The following is a 16,675-nucleotide window of genomic DNA, read 5'->3' as shown; positions in this document are numbered from 1 at the left end:
TCGTGGGCTGGCGCCCTCAAACTTGGCCCGTGAGACGGGCTGAGCGGTCAAGTCCTTTCGATCAGAACGCACACGTCTGGAGTGTCGCCGTTACTTCGCTCGGACTGCCTTCAACGCTAGATATACTGCTGACGCCTGGATCGAGATCCAGAACTGTTGTGCTAATCCGGTCTATTCGAAGGGGACCCATGTTCTTTGAAATCCGGAATAATTAGTACCGGCGGGTTCATCATAACCTTTTCGGCTGCTGTAGAAGATGAGTGCCTCAGCTGAAACCCGACGGCGAGAGAAGCAATAACTCCAGCTACCATTGCGACATAACCTGAAATTGGCACATCGACACCGTCTGCGAGCCTCCAGCCGAGATAACCAACGACACAGGCGGCAAACAAGACCGATACCAACGCAATCAAGATGATCCATGAGCCCACACCCAAGCGTGCCGACGTGGTGGATACGCGCTCCTCACTTTCAATGCAGCTCATCGAAAACTCCTCCCTCCATTTGTCGCGTGCAGTTGCTCCATTTCAACTTCACGTTCGTGCACTCTCCTATCCCCTTCGCCAATGCTGCAGCGACCTCGTATCAAGCCACTAATGTAACGCGACCAGCGCCACTGAACGAACAGTGTAGACCCGCTTCTTTCCGGACCATTCAACGTTGGGAAGATATCGCTCACATCAATGTATGAGCGATCGGCTCTCATTGGATGAGTGAATGCCGTGCGGTCAGTCAGCTAAGAGGAAGATCATTTACTTTTGCACGACGTCGGTCGTCCCGATTGAGCTGAAGTTGCACCCACATGTTTCGGAGAATGTCATGTCGACCCTTTCCTATGCTTCTGAGCAAAAAGCCAAAGCCAGCCTTCTCCCGTCCCAGCAGGCAATCCGGTGGGCGGCGCTCGCGCTCGCGGTAGCGCTCGGTGTCGTCGCGGCCGCCTATTTCGGCCACTACTACCTCACCACCGGCCGCTACCTGGAAACGACCAACGATGCCTATGTCAAAGCCGACTCTACGATCATCGCGCCGAAGGTCTCAGGGTATATTTCCGAAGTGCGCGTTGCCGACAACGAAGCGGTAAAGGCTGGACAGCTTCTGGCGCGGATCGACGATCGTGATTTCAAGACCGCATTGGAACAGGCCAACGCTGATGTCACCGCCTCCGAAGCTGCGGTGCGCAACCTCAACGCCCAGATCGAACTGCAGGAGCCGTTGATCCAGCAGCAGGCAGCGGAGGTCGACGCGACCGAGGCCAATCTGAAATTCGCACAGGAAGAGCGCACCCGATACGACGGCTTGATGAAGTCGGGTTCTGGCACCGTACAGCGCGCACAACAGACGGACGCAGCTCTGCGCGCGCAGACCGCGCAGTTGCTGCAGAGCAAGGCAGGCCTGATCGCCGCCAATAAGAAGATCGAAGTGCTGTCAACCGAGCGCGCCAAGTCCGTCGCGCAACTCGACCACGCCCGAGCCGTCGAACGGCAGGCAGCGCTGAATCTGTCCTATACGCAGATCACCGCGCCGGTGGACGGCTTCGTCGGCGCACGCTCGCTCCGGGTCGGCCAATATGTGCAGGCCGGGACCCAGCTGATGGCGGTTGTGCCGCTGGATGCAGTTTATGTGGTCGCCAATTTCAAGGAGACCCAACTCACCCATATGCGAAATGGCCAGCCGGTCGATCTGTACGTCGATAGCTTCCAATCCACCCCCCTGAGGGGCCATGTCGACAGCCTGTCGCCGGCGAGCGGTCTGGAATTCGCGTTGCTGCCGCCCGACAACGCGACCGGTAACTTCACCAAGATCGTGCAACGTGTACCGGTAAAGATCGTACTCGACGACCGGAGCCTGAACGGGCTGCTACGCCCGGGCATGTCGGCTGCACCGACCGTCAACACCAAGTCGGCAGCCGTCGCCGAGCGCAAGACCGAGAAGCGGCTCGCCTCGCGCGGCCCTTAGTCCGGCAACCGAGCGAATGTTCCCCGCACCCGAGCAGACAATCATGAGCACACTGCAAACGACGCCCGACGCCATTCCACCAAGCGAAGCTGAACCAACGGAGGCTCCAGCTGCTCCTGCCGTCTCGGCGAAAACCTGGCTGGCGGTGATCGGCGCGACGCTCGGCGCCTTCATGGCGGTGCTCAACATCCAGATCGTCAATGCCTCGCTTGCCGATATTCAGGGCGGGATCGGCGCGGGGATCGACGACGGCGGCTGGATCTCGACCTCTTATTTGATCGCCGAGATCGTGGTGATTCCCCTGAGCGGTTGGCTTGCCCAGGTGTTCTCTGTGCGCGTATATCTCCTGACCAACGCCCTGCTCTTCCTGGTGTTCTCGGCCGCTTGCGCGTTCGCGCAGGACTTGCCGCAGATGATCGCGCTGCGCGCCGTTCAAGGGTTTACCGGCGGCGTGCTGATCCCGATGGCGTTCACCCTGATCATCACGCTGTTGCCAAAAACAAAGCAACCGATCGGCCTTGCGCTGTTCGCGATCTCCGCCACGTTTGCGCCCGCGATCGGGCCGACCATCGGTGGCTATCTCACCGAGAATTTCGGTTGGGAATACATCTTCTATGTCAACGTCGTGCCGGGCGCGATCATGATCGGCATGCTCTATTTCTCGCTGGAAGCAAGTCCGATGAAGCTGTCGTTGCTGCGTGAAGGCGACTGGCTGGGCATCGTCACCATGGCGATCGGACTCTCGGCGCTGCAGACCGTGCTTGAAGAGGGCAATAAAGATGACTGGTTCGGTTCGCCCTTCATCGTCCGTTTCGCCATCATTGCCGCGATCGCGCTGCCGCTGTTCGTCCTTATCGAACTGACGAGTAAGAAGCCGTTGTTGAACCTGCGTCTGCTATTCCGCCGCAATTTCGGTTTCGGCGTTCTCGCGAACTTCCTCCTCGGCGTTGCCTTGTACGGATCAGTTTTCATTCTTCCGGTCTATCTCGCCCGCGTCCAGGGCTACAATTCAGAACAGATCGGCATGGTGCTCGCATGGACCGGGCTGCCGCAACTTGTGCTGATTCCGCTGGTGCCGCAGCTGATGAAGCGCGTCGATCCGCGCATCGTGATCGGCATCGGTTTTGCGCTGTTCGCCGCTTCCAACTTCATGAACATTTACATGACCAACGACTACGCGGCTGATCAACTGTTTTGGCCGAACGTCGTCCGAGCCGTCGGTCAGGCCCTTGCGTTCGCCCCGCTCTCGGCGATCGCAACTGCCGGAATCGAAGCGGAGAATGCTGGGTCCGCGTCCGCGCTGTTCAACATGATGCGCAATCTTGGCGGCGCCATCGGGATTGCCGCACTGCAGACGCTGCTGACCAAGCGCGAGCAGTATCATTCCAACGTCCTGATGCCATCGGTTTCGCTGTTCGAACCGGCGACCCGCACCCGGATCGATCAGCTCACTGCGTATTTCGTGAACCACGGTGTGATCGACCGCGTGGACGCCGTGCATCGAGCATATGTTGCAATCGGCAAGATCTTGCAGAAGCAGGCCTTCATCCTCGCCTTCAGCGACACCTTCTACGTGCTCGGCGTGGCGCTAATCGTCGCGCTGCTGGCGGGCCTTGTGCTCAAGAAGCCCGATCGTCTCGATTCCAGCGGCGCGCACTAATAAGACTAAGTTGGAGTCGAACTATGAGTCTGGAACAATTATCCCGTGAGAACGTGACGCTTTGAAGGATCCAACAGCAAAGGAGGCTGATCGAGCGCATAAGCTCTTTGTGCCGCCAGATGGTTCGAGCGGAAGCTTTGCGCCAGAACCGGCTGTCGATAACTCGCATTGCGTCTCAGGATTATGCAGCTAAGCGGCGCTCCTCCTCGGCCGTCTCTTGATCACCACTTGAAGCCCTCTTCAGGAATCGAGCCAGAGCGGCCTTGCGTGAATCGCGGTCCAACGCATAGGCGGTCTGCTTGAACTCGATGCCGTCTAGGAGTCCTTGAATGTAGCCGGAGATCGTGTCCGCAGCCATAATGAGTGCGGTGTCAAGCGTATGGATATACTTGCTCGTTACCGAACCCTTTGCGTGGCCTACTAGGGCCGCGATGGTCACCTCGGTAAAACCGAGATCGTTGGCGATGCTCGCAAAGCTATGACGCAGGACATGGGGAGTAATATCGGATAGCGGGGAGTCCTCGAAGAGATGCTTCCAATGGTTCGGAAAGCTGCCGAAGGCGTTGTCTTCTCCCTGCCCCGGGAAGACGTATGTGCCGACATTGTCCGTGCGCCGTCGCTCGAGATATTCGACGACCGGCAGGCCAATGGGACGAATGGATTCTCCCTCCTTGCTGTCCTCCAACCGCAAGCAACTCGACTCGGTGTCAGCTTCCGTCCACATCAGGCCGATCATCTCGCTGCGGCGGCAGCCGGTCAGCGCAAGCTGGCGAACGATGTCCACAATCGTGGCGTACTTCTCCTGCTCGGCGGCGTCGCGAAGCATCCGACCGAGTATTCGATACTCCGCCTCCGATAGCCGACGCTTTCGCACGTTGTCCTTTGGCTTGCGGATGCCATGAGCTGGATTGGTTTCAATAATGCCCATTTCGACGGCGTAGGTGAGGATACCGCCGAGAAGACCAACGGTGCGGGTGGCCGCTCCAGCTCCGCCGCGAACGACGGCTTTTCCGCGCAACTTCTTAGTCTTGACCGAAACCCGCGTCTTTCCGGCCATGATGTCCTTGAGGACTTTGTTGATATCGGTCTTGGTGAGATCCTTGACCCTCCGTGTTCCCAGAAGGGGAACGATGTGACGCTCGATACGGCCAGTATCGGTGACGATCGTTGAGGCTTTCTTCGGTCGTCCGCCCTTCCCTAGGATGAGCCCGGCCTGGAGATCAGCGAAATAGCGGGCGCACAGCTCCTTCACGGTGATCGCCTTCTGATCGAGCTGCCTATCCTCGACGGGGTCGTCACCCCCAGCGACGCGACCCAATTGCACCTTTGCCTCTCGGCGTGCAGTCTCGGGCGCCCAAGCTCCGTGAGGCCCAATTGTGTAGCGTCGGGAGCGACCACCTATTCTATATTGGATGACGTAGCTGCGCTTGCCTGAATTAAAGACCCGGAGTCCGAAGCCCGGCAGCTCGTCATCCCAGATAAGGTAATCCTTCTCTTGAGCTTCCGCCGCCTCGACGACCCTCTTTGTGATCTTGACCATGACATTCCTTTGTTCCGGACCCCGATCTCTCGCGTAAGCAGTGCGTAAGCACGCGGGAGAATATCGCGGCGGGTTTTCGGATAGGAACGTCGCTGTTGTTGTCGAGAATATCCAGTTGCTTCAGCTGGATAGCGTAGTGTAGCGTGCCCTATCGCATTTTTCGGATGGGCACGTTATCTTGCTCCGAAGGCAAAGATCGCCCATTCGAATTCCGCCGGAGCTCGAGGTCGATGGCTCAACAGTCCTGGCTAGATCGGGTGAAACTGAATTGCAAAAACCCGGGCCCGCGCCCTGCAGTGTGTGCCGCACGAATGGATGGCATGCCTCTTCGTCGCAGCCGTTCACGCCTAGGGCGTCGAGATCAATCCACCAGGCGTTGCAACTATCCAGCGGTTGCCCCAACGCACGATAGAGTCGATCCGCCCGATGCCGGGGACCACGTCGCCCCGTGCTGCCATTCGAATCCCATCGGGCCCTTCGAGCACCGCCGTTCCACCGCGAACGTCAAGGACTGCCCACCCCCTAATAGTCGTTGGTCTTGTCTCGGGGACCGACATGAGCGGCCCCGCAGACCCAAGCGAGCCGGTCACAGACATGTCCGCCTCGCCGGCCGAAGAAGCTTGGTTCGAAGCTTCCGCCGATTGCGCCCCACTCGACGCTTTGGCCAAGGGCTTCGGAGCAAGGCTCGCGCTTGTTGTGGAGGGCTGACCTACACCAGGCGGTGTTCGCGAGTCCGAGGCTGATGCTACCTTTCAAGCGCTTTCGATCCTGCCGCCTGACTTTGTGTCCGGCATGCGGCGCGAAACGGTCTCTACCTGAGCAATTGGGTTGAGAGGCGAGATAGTTGCAGGACCGTACCAAGCACCAGCCCATCCCAATCCGAAGCCCCCAGCCAAGGCGGCCACGACGAGCCAAAAAGTGCGTTTTGCAAGGCCGCTCGGCGCCAATAGCGCCAGGACCTCATCTCGATTGGAGGTCGAGAAATCTGATTGGTCGAGAGTGACGGGCCGGGTCGCGACCTCGCAACTGCCTTGATCCGCGACAGTCTCGAACCTTTCCAAGGTATTGGCATGATGCAGTTGCATGCTCGGGTCCCTTGTGGTCCCCAATGATCGTGCCGGGAACTAAATCAACCCTTAACAGCCGATGCATCTCGGCACGAATAAATCAGCGGCGCATCACACGCAGAAGACCAAAGGAGTGATGTCTGGCGGCCCCCGGAGCGACCAAATGACGGTGGGACTGTGTTTTGCAAGCGCGTCCGCTTCCGAACTCGGCATCAGCGCGTTGATCGCTCCGACTTCGGCGGCCCCATCCCGGAGCTCCATAGCCGCTTGCCCACGCTAGCCAAGTCGATGTTGCGCAGTTTCTCGCGGTCGCGCCAGTGGCTAACGATGCGTGCCCTCGCCCGATCCTAGCAGAACTTATCGTAAGTCGGATCGAGTGCGCACTTTCGTTCGACCTACAAATGCGCGGCGTTGTCGCGCTGGTGTAGTCGCTTCATCACTTACTGTGGGTGCCGCGATCGAGTCCTTGGGCCATTCGACGGATGTCTCCAGCTTCGTAGAACGTCCGCTCGCGTCTAGAGCCTGTGTATTGGTGTCCACGCGTCCAAGCTACTGGAGTGCGGGGACATACATACGAGCGCCAACATGTCAGTTCGGCGTATGCTCGCGTCTCGGCGATGACCTCAGAAAGCAAACCCTACCGGCTCGCACGGGCGTTAGAGCGAGACGTTCCACCGCCAACGCAAGCCGTGGTGAATGAAGATTGCCCGATAGGGCTGTTCGATGCTGCGGCGCTGGCCTTCGTGTTCTTTCAGTCGGAGAAGCCAAACGGATGCCAGACAAGGAAAGGATGTGGGGTTGGCCTTCTTTCCAACGCGGTCGCGCCCGCAGCGCTCAATTGGTCTGCCGCTTTTGAACCGAAGTCTGGTCGATTAGGAAGTCGTCCAACTTCCCGCCGCCTCGAAGCTGCGGCCGCAGCCAGCGAGGCAGCCTGCCGCGACCCGACCATGTCTCCGCCGGGTTCCTTGGATTGCGATATTTGGGACGAACGGGCGGGTATGGACGGCGCTTACGATCGAACCTTGTGGCCTCGTCAGCGAGTCCAATCTTGTGGAGCCGTTCCTCCAATTTTGCTTTTTGCACTAACATTTTCTGAGTAAGGCTGGCGGTGACCTGCTGATGAAATCTCCAGAGCTCGTCAAGGGAGAGCGAATTGAAATGGGCGGCGTTCATGGCTCGATCCGAATTCTTGGGAGAAGGCCCAGCAAACAAGTCGGGTGTATTCGTATCGCTCTATTTTTCATCGTCTCCTGTTTATGTTCGGCAAGGCCATGCCGATCCGGAATTGAGAATTGCGACAATGTCCTCAGTGCTCATATTTCGGCAGCCATACAAGGCGAAATCTGAGACAAGTCCCTCATGCCAGAGACTGCCCGGCATTGGGCCGAACGTCGCCGCTCTGTTGTCGCAGGTTCAAGCTCTCGACATTCAAACAACAGATGACATTCGCTCGGGCTGTCTTGATTTATGAGCTTGCGAGTAGCTGCATCCGATTGATGGTGGGACAGACACAACTAAATGAAGCGGCCAGAAGACGGCTCTACTGGCTCAGTCGGCGAAGATCGAGTTTGCTTATTGCAGAGACGCGCAGGAAGGCGGCGCATTTATTTGGAGAAACTGATTTGAAATTAGGGATTGCAGATGATGGAAAACAACCGAAAAGCTCACCGTGTTCGCTTTGAACACAAGCATACGGTCAGCATCATGGGTGTCCACGGGACGTGGCGGCGAAGCTGACCCTTGTCGATGCCTCTGCAATGGGTGCCAAGCTTGAGGTTGACGGCTCGACAGATCCCCTGAAAGCACAGGAATTCTTCTTGGTTCTGTCCTCCACGGGTCTGGCATTTCGGCGCTGTAATTTGGGTGGATGGTTCTCACGTCGGAGTTCAGTTCGTCACAGAAGACAAAGAGTAAACCGAACGCAGAGAAACGTCTCGTCGGTTCACAATGAGACTTCAGATTTATCCATGCTCGCTCAGACGACTGACAGGCTTGTTGTCGACGATTCTTCAGGATGAATTGGCGTTGCGCGGCGTGCATTCATTGACGCCATCCGACTATCACGAGATCATAGAGCAGTTGATCGAACACCTTAGAGATCTGGAGCTTAACTTCGCCGGCCGCGAGTTGGCTGGGAAACAGCCGAGTAGCCTCATGCCGGACTGACACCGGGCATTTCGGGATTGGCTGCCTCGGACGTCGCGCTGCAGAGTCTAGAGTTGCTTTCCAATTCTATAAACCAAACCCGCGGCCGATTCGCGGATAAGCCTGACCGCGGCCTCAGTATTACGCCCCCTGAAGAGCGCTCCATCAACCTGAGAAAAGATGCCCAGGTTGCCAAGAATCCGTCGACGATAGATTTAACGAGATTACCGCGATGCTTCTTTACGATCCCGCTTGCCATTTGGTGGTGTTGGTCCAACAACCGACGCCATGCTAGGTCGCCCATCCTGGCTGCGCTGCGGGTCGAATCGACGATGTCGGTGAATAGAATCGTGATCAAAACTCGCTCGAAATCATTCGATAAATTCTCATGATCTCCCGTGATGAATTCTTCGATATCGCCGAGAAGTGCCTCGGCATCGCCGAACCAGAAGGCATGTCCTCCGTTTGAGTATTCAATGTATTTGGCATTCGGGATGCGCTCCGCCAGATCACGCCCCGCTATCGTCGTGAAAGCTGGAGATCGAGCCTTGAGGATCGTATCCCATTCCGAAAGCCATATCGTCGAGCTCGACGACGGCTCACGCTGGCAGGTGTTCCCTGGTGACGTCGACATCACCCTCGGCTGGACGCCCGAGACCGATCTCAGGCTGACCCGCATCGATGGCGATGTAAGCGACCAGGTTCTAGTCAGCAACGATGATGACGGCCGCGTCCGGGTTCTGCCCGAAGGCGCGCTTTGGCCGAAGGACCACGTCAAGGCGAAACTGGGATCGACGCGCAGGAGCAGGCGGGCGACAAAATGACGGCGCGCCATTCGCGACAGGATCCCATCAACCCGACGGCTTCGAAGACATTGCGAAAGCAAGTGAATTAGTCGCTTCCGGCGACATCGATGACGTGATTCCGAGAGGTGCCCAATTGTTTGTTTACACCGCCGAAGCTGAAGGTTAGCATTGGAACAACCAGACGTAATTTGCCGATATGTGAAGCCGTTCACGGTCAGACGCGCTTCGGTAGTGCATTGATACAGTGAATGATCCCGCACCTCGGGAGGGCAGTTTTGTCTACTCCCCTTTTGGACCAGCGGCTCCAAGGCTTCGCCTCGAACTTACTCTATCAGGAGCTGGCGGACGGAGGTGACGCCGAAGGCTTTCGCTTTCGCGACATCGACGGAATCGTTCTCTTCGTCGACATCGTCGACTCCACGTCCATGACCGATCTGGTGGCCGCGTCCGGTCCCGATGGCGCCGAGCGGCTCGGGGACGTCCTCAACGACTATTTCCGCTGCGTGATCAACATTGTGCTGGCGCATGGCGGCGACGTGGTGGGCATTGATGGCGACGCCGCGATCGCGCTTTGGCGCGCCGCCGGATCGACGAGCACCCCGGCCGTCTCAGCCGCACGGGCTGCAATTGGCCTGCGCGAGGTCCAGCTCCATTGGCCGGTCCAGCCGCCCGCCTCGCTTCGCCACCGAGTGACGCTGGTCGCCGGCAAATTCACCTCGGTCATTCTTTCCGGCAACAGCGGGCGGCGCTTTCATGTTCTCGCCGGCGAGCCGTTGCGCACGATCAGCGCGATCTCGCACGAGGTCGAGCCGGGCGAGGTGATCGTCGACGATGCGGTCGCGCAAATGCTCGGCGCCGCAGCGAAGCTCGAACCGATTGGCTCTCACGGCGAAGCGATGCACGCCGCGGCACGCCTCGACGCCTTGGTCGACACGGGGCCAGCGGATCGCGGCCCGGCGCCTGGTCCGATTCCGCTCTCGTGGTCCACGCCAAAATCGTTCCTGCCGCGCGTGGTCGTCGCGCGCGGCCAGTCCGATCTCGTAGCCTGGCTGACCGAATTCCGGGCCGTGAGCCTTATCTATGTTCGGCTCAGCGCACCGGAGCTTCCCGACGGCTCCGCCCAGGCTCGGCTGCAAACGATGTTCGAGGTCGTCGCGAAAGCCGCGGAGGCGCTCGATGTCGAAATTCTGCGGGTGGTCGCTAACGAAAAAGGCGTCATCGCACTCATCGTCTGCGGCTTGCCGTCCTTCGGCTCGGAAAGCAATGCGGCTCACGCGGTCGGGATCGCCGAACGCATTCGTGAGGACGCCTCGAAGCTCGGCATACCGCACTCGCTCGGCGTGGCGACGGGCCGCGTATTCTGCGGCCTGGTCGGCAACGCGGCGCGACGCGACTACGTCTTGAACGGACCCGTCATGAACTACGGCGCGCGGCTCATGCAGGCCGCCGACGACGACGTGCTCTACGATGCCGAGACGGCCCGCGCGGCGAGCGGGCGGTTCGCCTTCTCGCCAGCCGAGGAAATCTCGGTCAAGGGGCGCGGGCGTCCGCTTGCCGTACACCGCCTTTCGCAGGCATTCGCGGCACCTGCGCACTCGCCCGCCGGGCAGAAAGCGCTCGTCGGGCGCGATGCCGAATATGCGGAATTGACGCGAGGGCTCGGCAGTGGTGAAGGCGGCCTCGTCGTTCTGGAAGGCGAACCAGGCGCTGGCAAATCCCGATTGCTCCAGGCCTTGCGTGAGGCGGCCGAACGCAGTCGCCACACGACGATCGTCGCTGCCACGCACGTGATCGAGCGCGCGACGCCCTACTACGTCTTCCGCAATTTCGTGCAGCAATTGCTGCGCGAGCCCGGCGACCGCGAACCCGTGAGCCCGCCTCTGCTGCGGACACGACTTCACGAGGCGCTTGCCGAAACTGACCTCATCGAGAAGGCGGCCTTGATCGAGGACGTGATGCCGCTCGGATTGCCGAGCAGCGAACTTGCTGCCCAGATCAAGGGCGCGGCGCGACAGGCGGGCATAGAGGATATCATCGTTGCGCTCGCCGCCCGAAGAATGGCGGATCGGGCCCCTTTGATCCTGCTCGACGATTTGCACTGGATCGATGCGCTGTCGGCGGACCTTCTGCTGGCGCTGGCGCGCAGATTGCCCCGGCTGCTGATCGTGGTGACGTCGCGGCCGTTCGATGCGACGGAGGCGCCGCACGGCGGACGGGTCATCCAGCGTGCGTCCCGCCGCATCCCGGTTACACGGATTGACTCGAAAGGCACGACGCAGATCATCTGCGATCTCCTGAACGTCATGTCCGTCCCACGCCGGCTGGTCGATTTCGTCTACGGACAGTCGCAAGGCTTGCCGATCCATATCGAGCAGCTCGTGCTTTCGCTGCAGGAGCATGGGTTGATCGAAGCACGGGAGGGGAAATGTCTCGTGCATGCGTCCGATCTCAGAGCCGCCGCGGTGCCGCAAAAGCTCCGTGACCTGGTCGTCGGACGCATCGACCATCTTGGTCAGGCCGATCAGCTCGTGGCTAAGGTTGCGAGCGTCATCGGCCGCGTTTTCGACATGGACACATTGCGGGCGATCTATCCGCTTCCGAGCGAGGCGCGCAGCCTCGAGATGAGCGTGCGGCGCCTGGCCCTCGCGGGCATTCTGGAGCCCGCATCCGGAGGAGACAGCGCCGCGCATGCCTTCCGCCATGTGATCATTCAGGAAGCGACATACGAGCTCCTGAGCTATGCGCAACGACGATCGATCCATCTTCATCTCGTCGAGCAGATCGAGCGGCGGCGCGCGGAGGCGCTGGAGCCGCACTATTCGGAGCTCGCCCATCATTGCGAGCACGCGGGCGAGACGGCGAGAGCGGTCGAGTTTCGCCTGTCGGCGGCGAGCCTCGCCGTGCTCCGCTCTGCCAATGATGACGCGCTGATGCATGTGGAGCGCGCCGACCGTCTGGCCAGGACCGCACGGCTGGCGCTGACCGACGCCCAGCGCTCGACCTTCGCGTTCCTGAGAGGAGAAGCGCTCCACGCCTTGGCGCGCTTCGGTGACGCCGAGGGCTATTTCCGGGAATGCATGCGGCTGAACAGGATCAAGAGGCCGGAGACCCCCCTCCAGATGAGGCTCTCCACGATTCGGCAGCTCGCTCGACAAGCCGCGCACCGAGTCGGCTTGATGCGAACGCCATGCGATGAAGTTACCCGCCAACGGGAGCGGCTGTCCGCCCTTCTGCATACACGCCTCGCCGAGCGCGCCTACTTCATGTGCCAATCCACCGAGCTGGAGCACGATACGCTCGCGGCGTTGAACCAGGCCGAAAAAGTTGGTGCGGTCTCGGAGACGATCGGCGGATACGGGGCGCTCGCGATCGGACTTGGAACGACGCGCCTGCATGCGCTGGGCCGCTACTATCGTCAACGCGCAATCGACGAATCCAAACGTGTCGGAGAATTGCGGGACCAGGGTTTTGCCCGTCTCTATGGCGCGGTCTACTCGCTGCACACTTGTGACTGGGACGAGGCGCGTACGCTTCTGCAGGATGGCGCCAAGCTGTTCGAGCGGCTCGGCGACCGGTTTCGCCGACAGTCGTGCCGCGCGGTGCTCGGGTATATCGCGATGGCCGCCGCGAACTACCGCGAAGCGCGTGCCATCCTCAGCGAGTTCGGATGGGACGCGGAGGGGGCCGAAACGAATGCGGTGCGGATCTGGTTGCTCGCCGGTCAGTCGGCACTCGATATGCTGGAGGGCCGCCCGCCTGCTGCCGCGGTGCGACGGATGGAAGCGGTGCGGGAGCTCGTTCTCTATCCGGCCGAACGCCACCTCTGCGACGGCGTTGCCGCTGCCGCTCGTCTCAGGGCAGGCGACATCGAGGGCGCACGGCGCGGTGCCGACGAGGCATTGCAGAACCTGGCCGCCGGCTTCTGCACGATGGGCTCGGCGTACAACAGCGTCAGCAGCGTGGCTGCCGTGTTCCTCGAACTGCTCGAGCAAAGCCAGGCTGACGGCAAGCGCGACGACGGCTTGCATGCGCGCACGGCCGAGGCGTGCCGCGCCGTATCGGCCTACGCAGCGCGGACGCGGATATGCCGCCCGCGCGCGCACGTGCTCGAAGGCCGCTTTGCATTGGCCTCGGGACGGCAGAGCCGAGCGATCCGTCAGTTCCGCCGTGCGCAGGGTTGGGCGCGACGATTGCAGATGCCGCTTGAGGAGGCATTGGGTCATCTCGGGCTCGCGCAAGCCCTGCCCGACAACGCCGCGCGCGAGCACCACTACGAACAGGGAATGTCGATGCTCGATGGCCTGGGAGCCCGGCCGTGGGGCTACGATTTAATGACGGCTGCAGCAGTCAAGCGCGAGGGTCACTCAGCCATCCGGGCGTAGCATGAGAGGAAAGATCGATGGCGAAGCAGAAGATCGCGATTCTCGGCGGAGGCATGGCCGGGCTGAGCGCGGCCTATCACCTTACCAAGACCCACGCTCTGCGCGATCGATACGAGGTCGCGGTGTACCAGCTTGGTTGGCGGCTCGGCGGCAAGGCAGCAAGCGGAAGGGACGATCTGGGACGCAATCTCGAGCACGGCCTTCACGTCTGGTTCGGCTGCTACGAAAACACCTTTCAGATGCTCCAGGAGCTTTATGCGGCGAATCCGCCCGGCGGCATGCTGACGGACTGGACGGCCGCCGTGACGCCGCAAAGCTACACGCCGATCGGCGTTTACGACAACGGCCGATGGACGTACTGGCCACTGACCTGGCCGACCAACGATGGAACGCCCGGTGACGGCACACTCCTGCCGAGCTGGGGCCAGATGATGCAGATGGTCGCCGGCTGGATCGCGGAGGCGATTGAACGTCGCCTGCAGCAACCGGCCCCCGCAGAGGCGGTCGCTGCGGCCGGCTGGCTGCCGCCCACCGGAGCCCTGGCGCTGTCGTCGGATACTGCGACACCGGCGGGTGCGGTGAGAGCGGCGCAGAACCACCTGCGTGCTCACGGTTCAGATCTTCGCAAGCTGACCGAACAGGACATGAAAGAATTTCACGACCTCGTCCGGTGGGCGCGCGATGCGCTGGCCGGACGGAAGTTCGTGGGTGAACAGAGGGCGGAATTCGTGGAGGCATCTCCACTCGATCACCGCATCCTGACCGAAGTCCTCGATATCTTCGCAGCAACCTCTGCCGGCATTTTCTGGGATTTGGTCGTGCCGGACCGTCCCCTCGAAGCGCTCGACGGCTACGACTTTCGCGCCTGGTTGATCAACCACGGCGCCAACCCCACGATCGTTAACACGTCCTCGGTCATTCGCGTCCTCTACGACACCTTGTATCAGTACGAGGACGGTGATGTGTCGCGTCCATCCTACGCCGCGGGCTCCGGGCTCGGCGTCATCATGCGTCTGATCGGAACCTACAAGGGCGCCATGATGTGGGACATCCAGGCCGGCATGGGCGAGGTGATCGTCGCGCCGCTGTACGAGCATCTTGTTTCGTTGGGCGTGAGCTTCAAATTTTTCCGCAAGGTGACACATCTCGGCTTGTCGCCGGACGGGACGCTGATCCAGACGATCCGGATGGACAAGCAGGTGGAGACGATCTCCGGCGACTACCAGCCCACCTACGATCTTGCGGATGGATTGACTGTCTGGCCGGCCGAGCCGCTTTGGGAGCAACTCGTCGACGGCGCCGAGATGAAGGCCGCAAAGGTCAATTTTGAGAGCTATTGGTGCGATCGGCCGCCCGTCGGACCACCCGAGGAGCTTCATCTCGGAACGGATTTCCACATCGCGGTCCTTGCGATCTCGCTCGGCGCCTACAAGCCCCTGAATGGCGCTGACGCCAGCATGTGCGCGGAGCTGATCGCCAAGAACGGAGCGTTTGCCTCGTACGTTCAGAATGTCGGTGTCGTGCCGACGCAGTCGGTCCAGCTGTGGTGCGACCCGACCAGTGCCGGCCTCGGCTGGACCACCGGCAAAGCCGCGACCGTTTCAGGGCCCGAGTATCTAAACATCTGGGCCGACATGACCCAGGTGTTGCCGTTCGAAACCTGGCAGGGGCCGAGGCCGCAGTCCCTGCACTATCTCACTGGAACATACAAGACGACGCTATTCCGGCAGCCCTCCTCCAATACAGGCGTTCCCGCCCAGGCCCATGATGAGATCCGGACCCAGGCGATCGCGTGGCTCAACGAGTCGTCCTACGGCCTGTGGCCACTCGCTGATCCCAACGGCGCCTTCGATTTCGACGTGCTGCACGTGACGGAGCCGGCCGTCGGCACAGCACGTTTCAACCAGCAGTTCTGGCGCGCCAATATCGACCCGACCGAATGCTGCACGCTGTCGGCAGCGGGAACGACGCAGTATCGGCTGCATCCCGACCAGACCGGCTTCAACAACCTCATCCTTGCCGGCGAGGGCAGCCGGCACGGTTTCAACACCACGGCAATCGAGGGAGCCGTGATGTCCGGTGCGGCGGCCGCGCGCGCGATCAGCGGCGCCCCTGCTCACATTGTCGGGTACGACTTCCTGCAACGCCGGCCATCGCAAGGACCAGGAACATGACAGAGGTACCCTACATATCGTGGATCGGACACGGCGCGACGTGTCTGTCAGCTCCCGACACCTTCGCCGATGCCACGATGAGCCTCTTCAGCATCGAGACCGACACCACCGCCGTTCAGAACCTCGTGGATGCGCTTCTCAATCCCGTAGCTCCCGGACGGGTGCGCTACGCCCCTGCGCTGTCCGCCGCGATCTTCAGCTTCAGCGACAATGCAAGATGTACCTCGACGGTCGATGCGATCGGCTTCATGCCCGGGCGCGAGACCATGATCCTGGTGCCGCTCTGGGAGTTTCATGGCACCAATCCGCTTCCCAGCCGGCTGGTGTTCTGGGCGCCCTATATCTTCATTGACTACACGATCGGCCTTGTCACCGGGCGCGAGGTCTGGGGATGGCCGAAAGCTTTCGCGCGCATCGGCGTCGACACCGATGCGCCGGGCGCGGGCTTTTCTTGTCGGACCACGGTGTTCCCGGTCCTCGCGCCGACGACGCCCGCGCAGGACGTCGTTCTCTATCGTATCTTCAGGACCAACGAGGGCGCCAAGTCCGAACCTTGGGACAGCGCGGGGGCAGCAGCCCGCGGCGCGGTGCGAGGCTTGCTCGACGGGATCGCCGAAGATGCCCTCCAGATGCTCACCCGCCAGCCGGAAATTTCGTGTGTCGTGCTGAAGCAATTCCGTACGTCGGACGATCCGACGATCTGCTGCTATCAGGCAATCGTCAACTCGCCGATCGCAGTGACGAATTTCGCCGCTGGGGGCCCGCTGTTCGACAGCTTCACCGCCGAGATTGCCACCTGCGAAAGCCACAGGATCGTGTTCGACTTGCTCGGGACGATGCCAACATCCCCGACCACACGCCTGCCGATCAGGTTCGCCGGTTGGGCAAGGATCGATTATACAGCGCTTCCCGGCAGCGCCGTGATCGTTGCAACGTAGACGAGCT

The 16,675-nt window shown here is 60.9% G+C and carries 11 protein-coding genes and 1 pseudogene; 8 read left to right on the top strand and 4 right to left on the bottom strand.

Going from position 1 to position 16,675, the window contains the following annotated elements; all coding sequences use genetic code 11:
- Window positions 1-161 precede the first annotated feature (161 nt).
- Window positions 162-485, bottom strand: a complete 324-nt coding sequence (locus tag IVB01_RS09400) for a hypothetical protein (RefSeq protein WP_247494424.1) — start codon at window positions 483-485, stop codon at window positions 162-164.
- Between the two features lie 334 nt (window positions 486-819).
- Here IVB01_RS09400 and IVB01_RS09395 point away from each other — a divergent pair, with 334 nt between their 5' ends.
- Both IVB01_RS09395 and IVB01_RS09390 read left to right on the top strand, forming a co-directional pair.
- Window positions 820-1,956, top strand: a complete 1,137-nt coding sequence (locus IVB01_RS09395) for an HlyD family secretion protein (protein ID WP_247494423.1) — start codon at window positions 820-822, stop codon at window positions 1,954-1,956.
- Between the two features lie 43 nt (window positions 1,957-1,999).
- Entirely contained in the window at window positions 2,000-3,616 is a 1,617-nt protein-coding gene (locus IVB01_RS09390; RefSeq protein WP_247494422.1) for an MDR family MFS transporter, read from the top strand.
- A gap of 181 nt (window positions 3,617-3,797) precedes the next feature.
- Here the strand turns inward: IVB01_RS09390 and IVB01_RS09385 are convergent, their stop codons facing one another.
- The 3 genes from IVB01_RS09385 to IVB01_RS09375 all read right to left on the bottom strand — a co-directional run bounded on the left by IVB01_RS09385 (window position 3,798) and on the right by IVB01_RS09375 (window position 7,396).
- The gene (locus IVB01_RS09385) at window positions 3,798-5,156 is read right to left on the bottom strand and encodes a site-specific integrase (protein ID WP_247494421.1); all 1,359 of its coding nucleotides are present in this window, start codon (window positions 5,154-5,156) and stop codon (window positions 3,798-3,800) included.
- A gap of 752 nt (window positions 5,157-5,908) precedes the next feature.
- Window positions 5,909-6,241, bottom strand: coding sequence for a hypothetical protein (locus IVB01_RS09380; protein WP_247450688.1), 333 nt, complete (start codon window positions 6,239-6,241; stop codon window positions 5,909-5,911).
- An 816-nt stretch (window positions 6,242-7,057) separates the two neighbouring features.
- Complete coding sequence (locus IVB01_RS09375) at window positions 7,058-7,396, bottom strand: H-NS histone family protein (protein ID WP_247279952.1); 339 nt, start codon at window positions 7,394-7,396, stop codon at window positions 7,058-7,060.
- Window positions 7,397-7,864: 468 nt separating this feature from the next.
- Between IVB01_RS09375 and IVB01_RS09370 the strand changes: the two are divergent.
- The 6 genes and pseudogenes from IVB01_RS09370 to IVB01_RS09345 all read left to right on the top strand — a co-directional run bounded on the left by IVB01_RS09370 (window position 7,865) and on the right by IVB01_RS09345 (window position 16,668).
- A pseudogene (locus IVB01_RS09370) lies at window positions 7,865-8,137 on the top strand (PilZ domain-containing protein).
- 81 nt (window positions 8,138-8,218) lie between these two features.
- Window positions 8,219-8,389 (top strand): hypothetical protein, encoded by a 171-nt coding sequence (locus tag IVB01_RS09365; protein WP_247279951.1) that lies wholly within the window; start codon window positions 8,219-8,221, stop codon window positions 8,387-8,389.
- A gap of 527 nt (window positions 8,390-8,916) precedes the next feature.
- The gene (locus IVB01_RS09360; RefSeq protein ID WP_247279950.1) at window positions 8,917-9,192 is read left to right on the top strand and encodes a hypothetical protein; all 276 of its coding nucleotides are present in this window, start codon (window positions 8,917-8,919) and stop codon (window positions 9,190-9,192) included.
- A gap of 230 nt (window positions 9,193-9,422) precedes the next feature.
- Window positions 9,423-13,556, top strand: a complete 4,134-nt coding sequence (locus IVB01_RS09355; RefSeq protein WP_247494420.1) for an AAA family ATPase — start codon at window positions 9,423-9,425, stop codon at window positions 13,554-13,556.
- Between the two features lie 17 nt (window positions 13,557-13,573).
- Complete coding sequence (locus IVB01_RS09350) at window positions 13,574-15,730, top strand: FAD-dependent oxidoreductase (RefSeq protein WP_247279948.1); 2,157 nt, start codon at window positions 13,574-13,576, stop codon at window positions 15,728-15,730.
- Window positions 15,727-16,668: an acetoacetate decarboxylase family protein gene (locus IVB01_RS09345; RefSeq protein ID WP_247279947.1), complete on the top strand. Its 942-nt coding sequence runs from the start codon at window positions 15,727-15,729 to the stop codon at window positions 16,666-16,668. The genes IVB01_RS09350 and IVB01_RS09345 overlap by 4 nt, the downstream gene beginning before the upstream one ends.
- Window positions 16,669-16,675: the final 7 nt, after the last annotated feature.

Origin of the sequence: Bradyrhizobium sp. 164 (assembly GCF_023073715.1) — a bacterium.
Taxonomy (GTDB): Bacteria; Pseudomonadota; Alphaproteobacteria; order Rhizobiales; family Xanthobacteraceae; genus Bradyrhizobium.
Note: the sequence above shows the minus strand (reverse complement) of the source record. Positions and strands in the feature narration are given on the sequence as shown.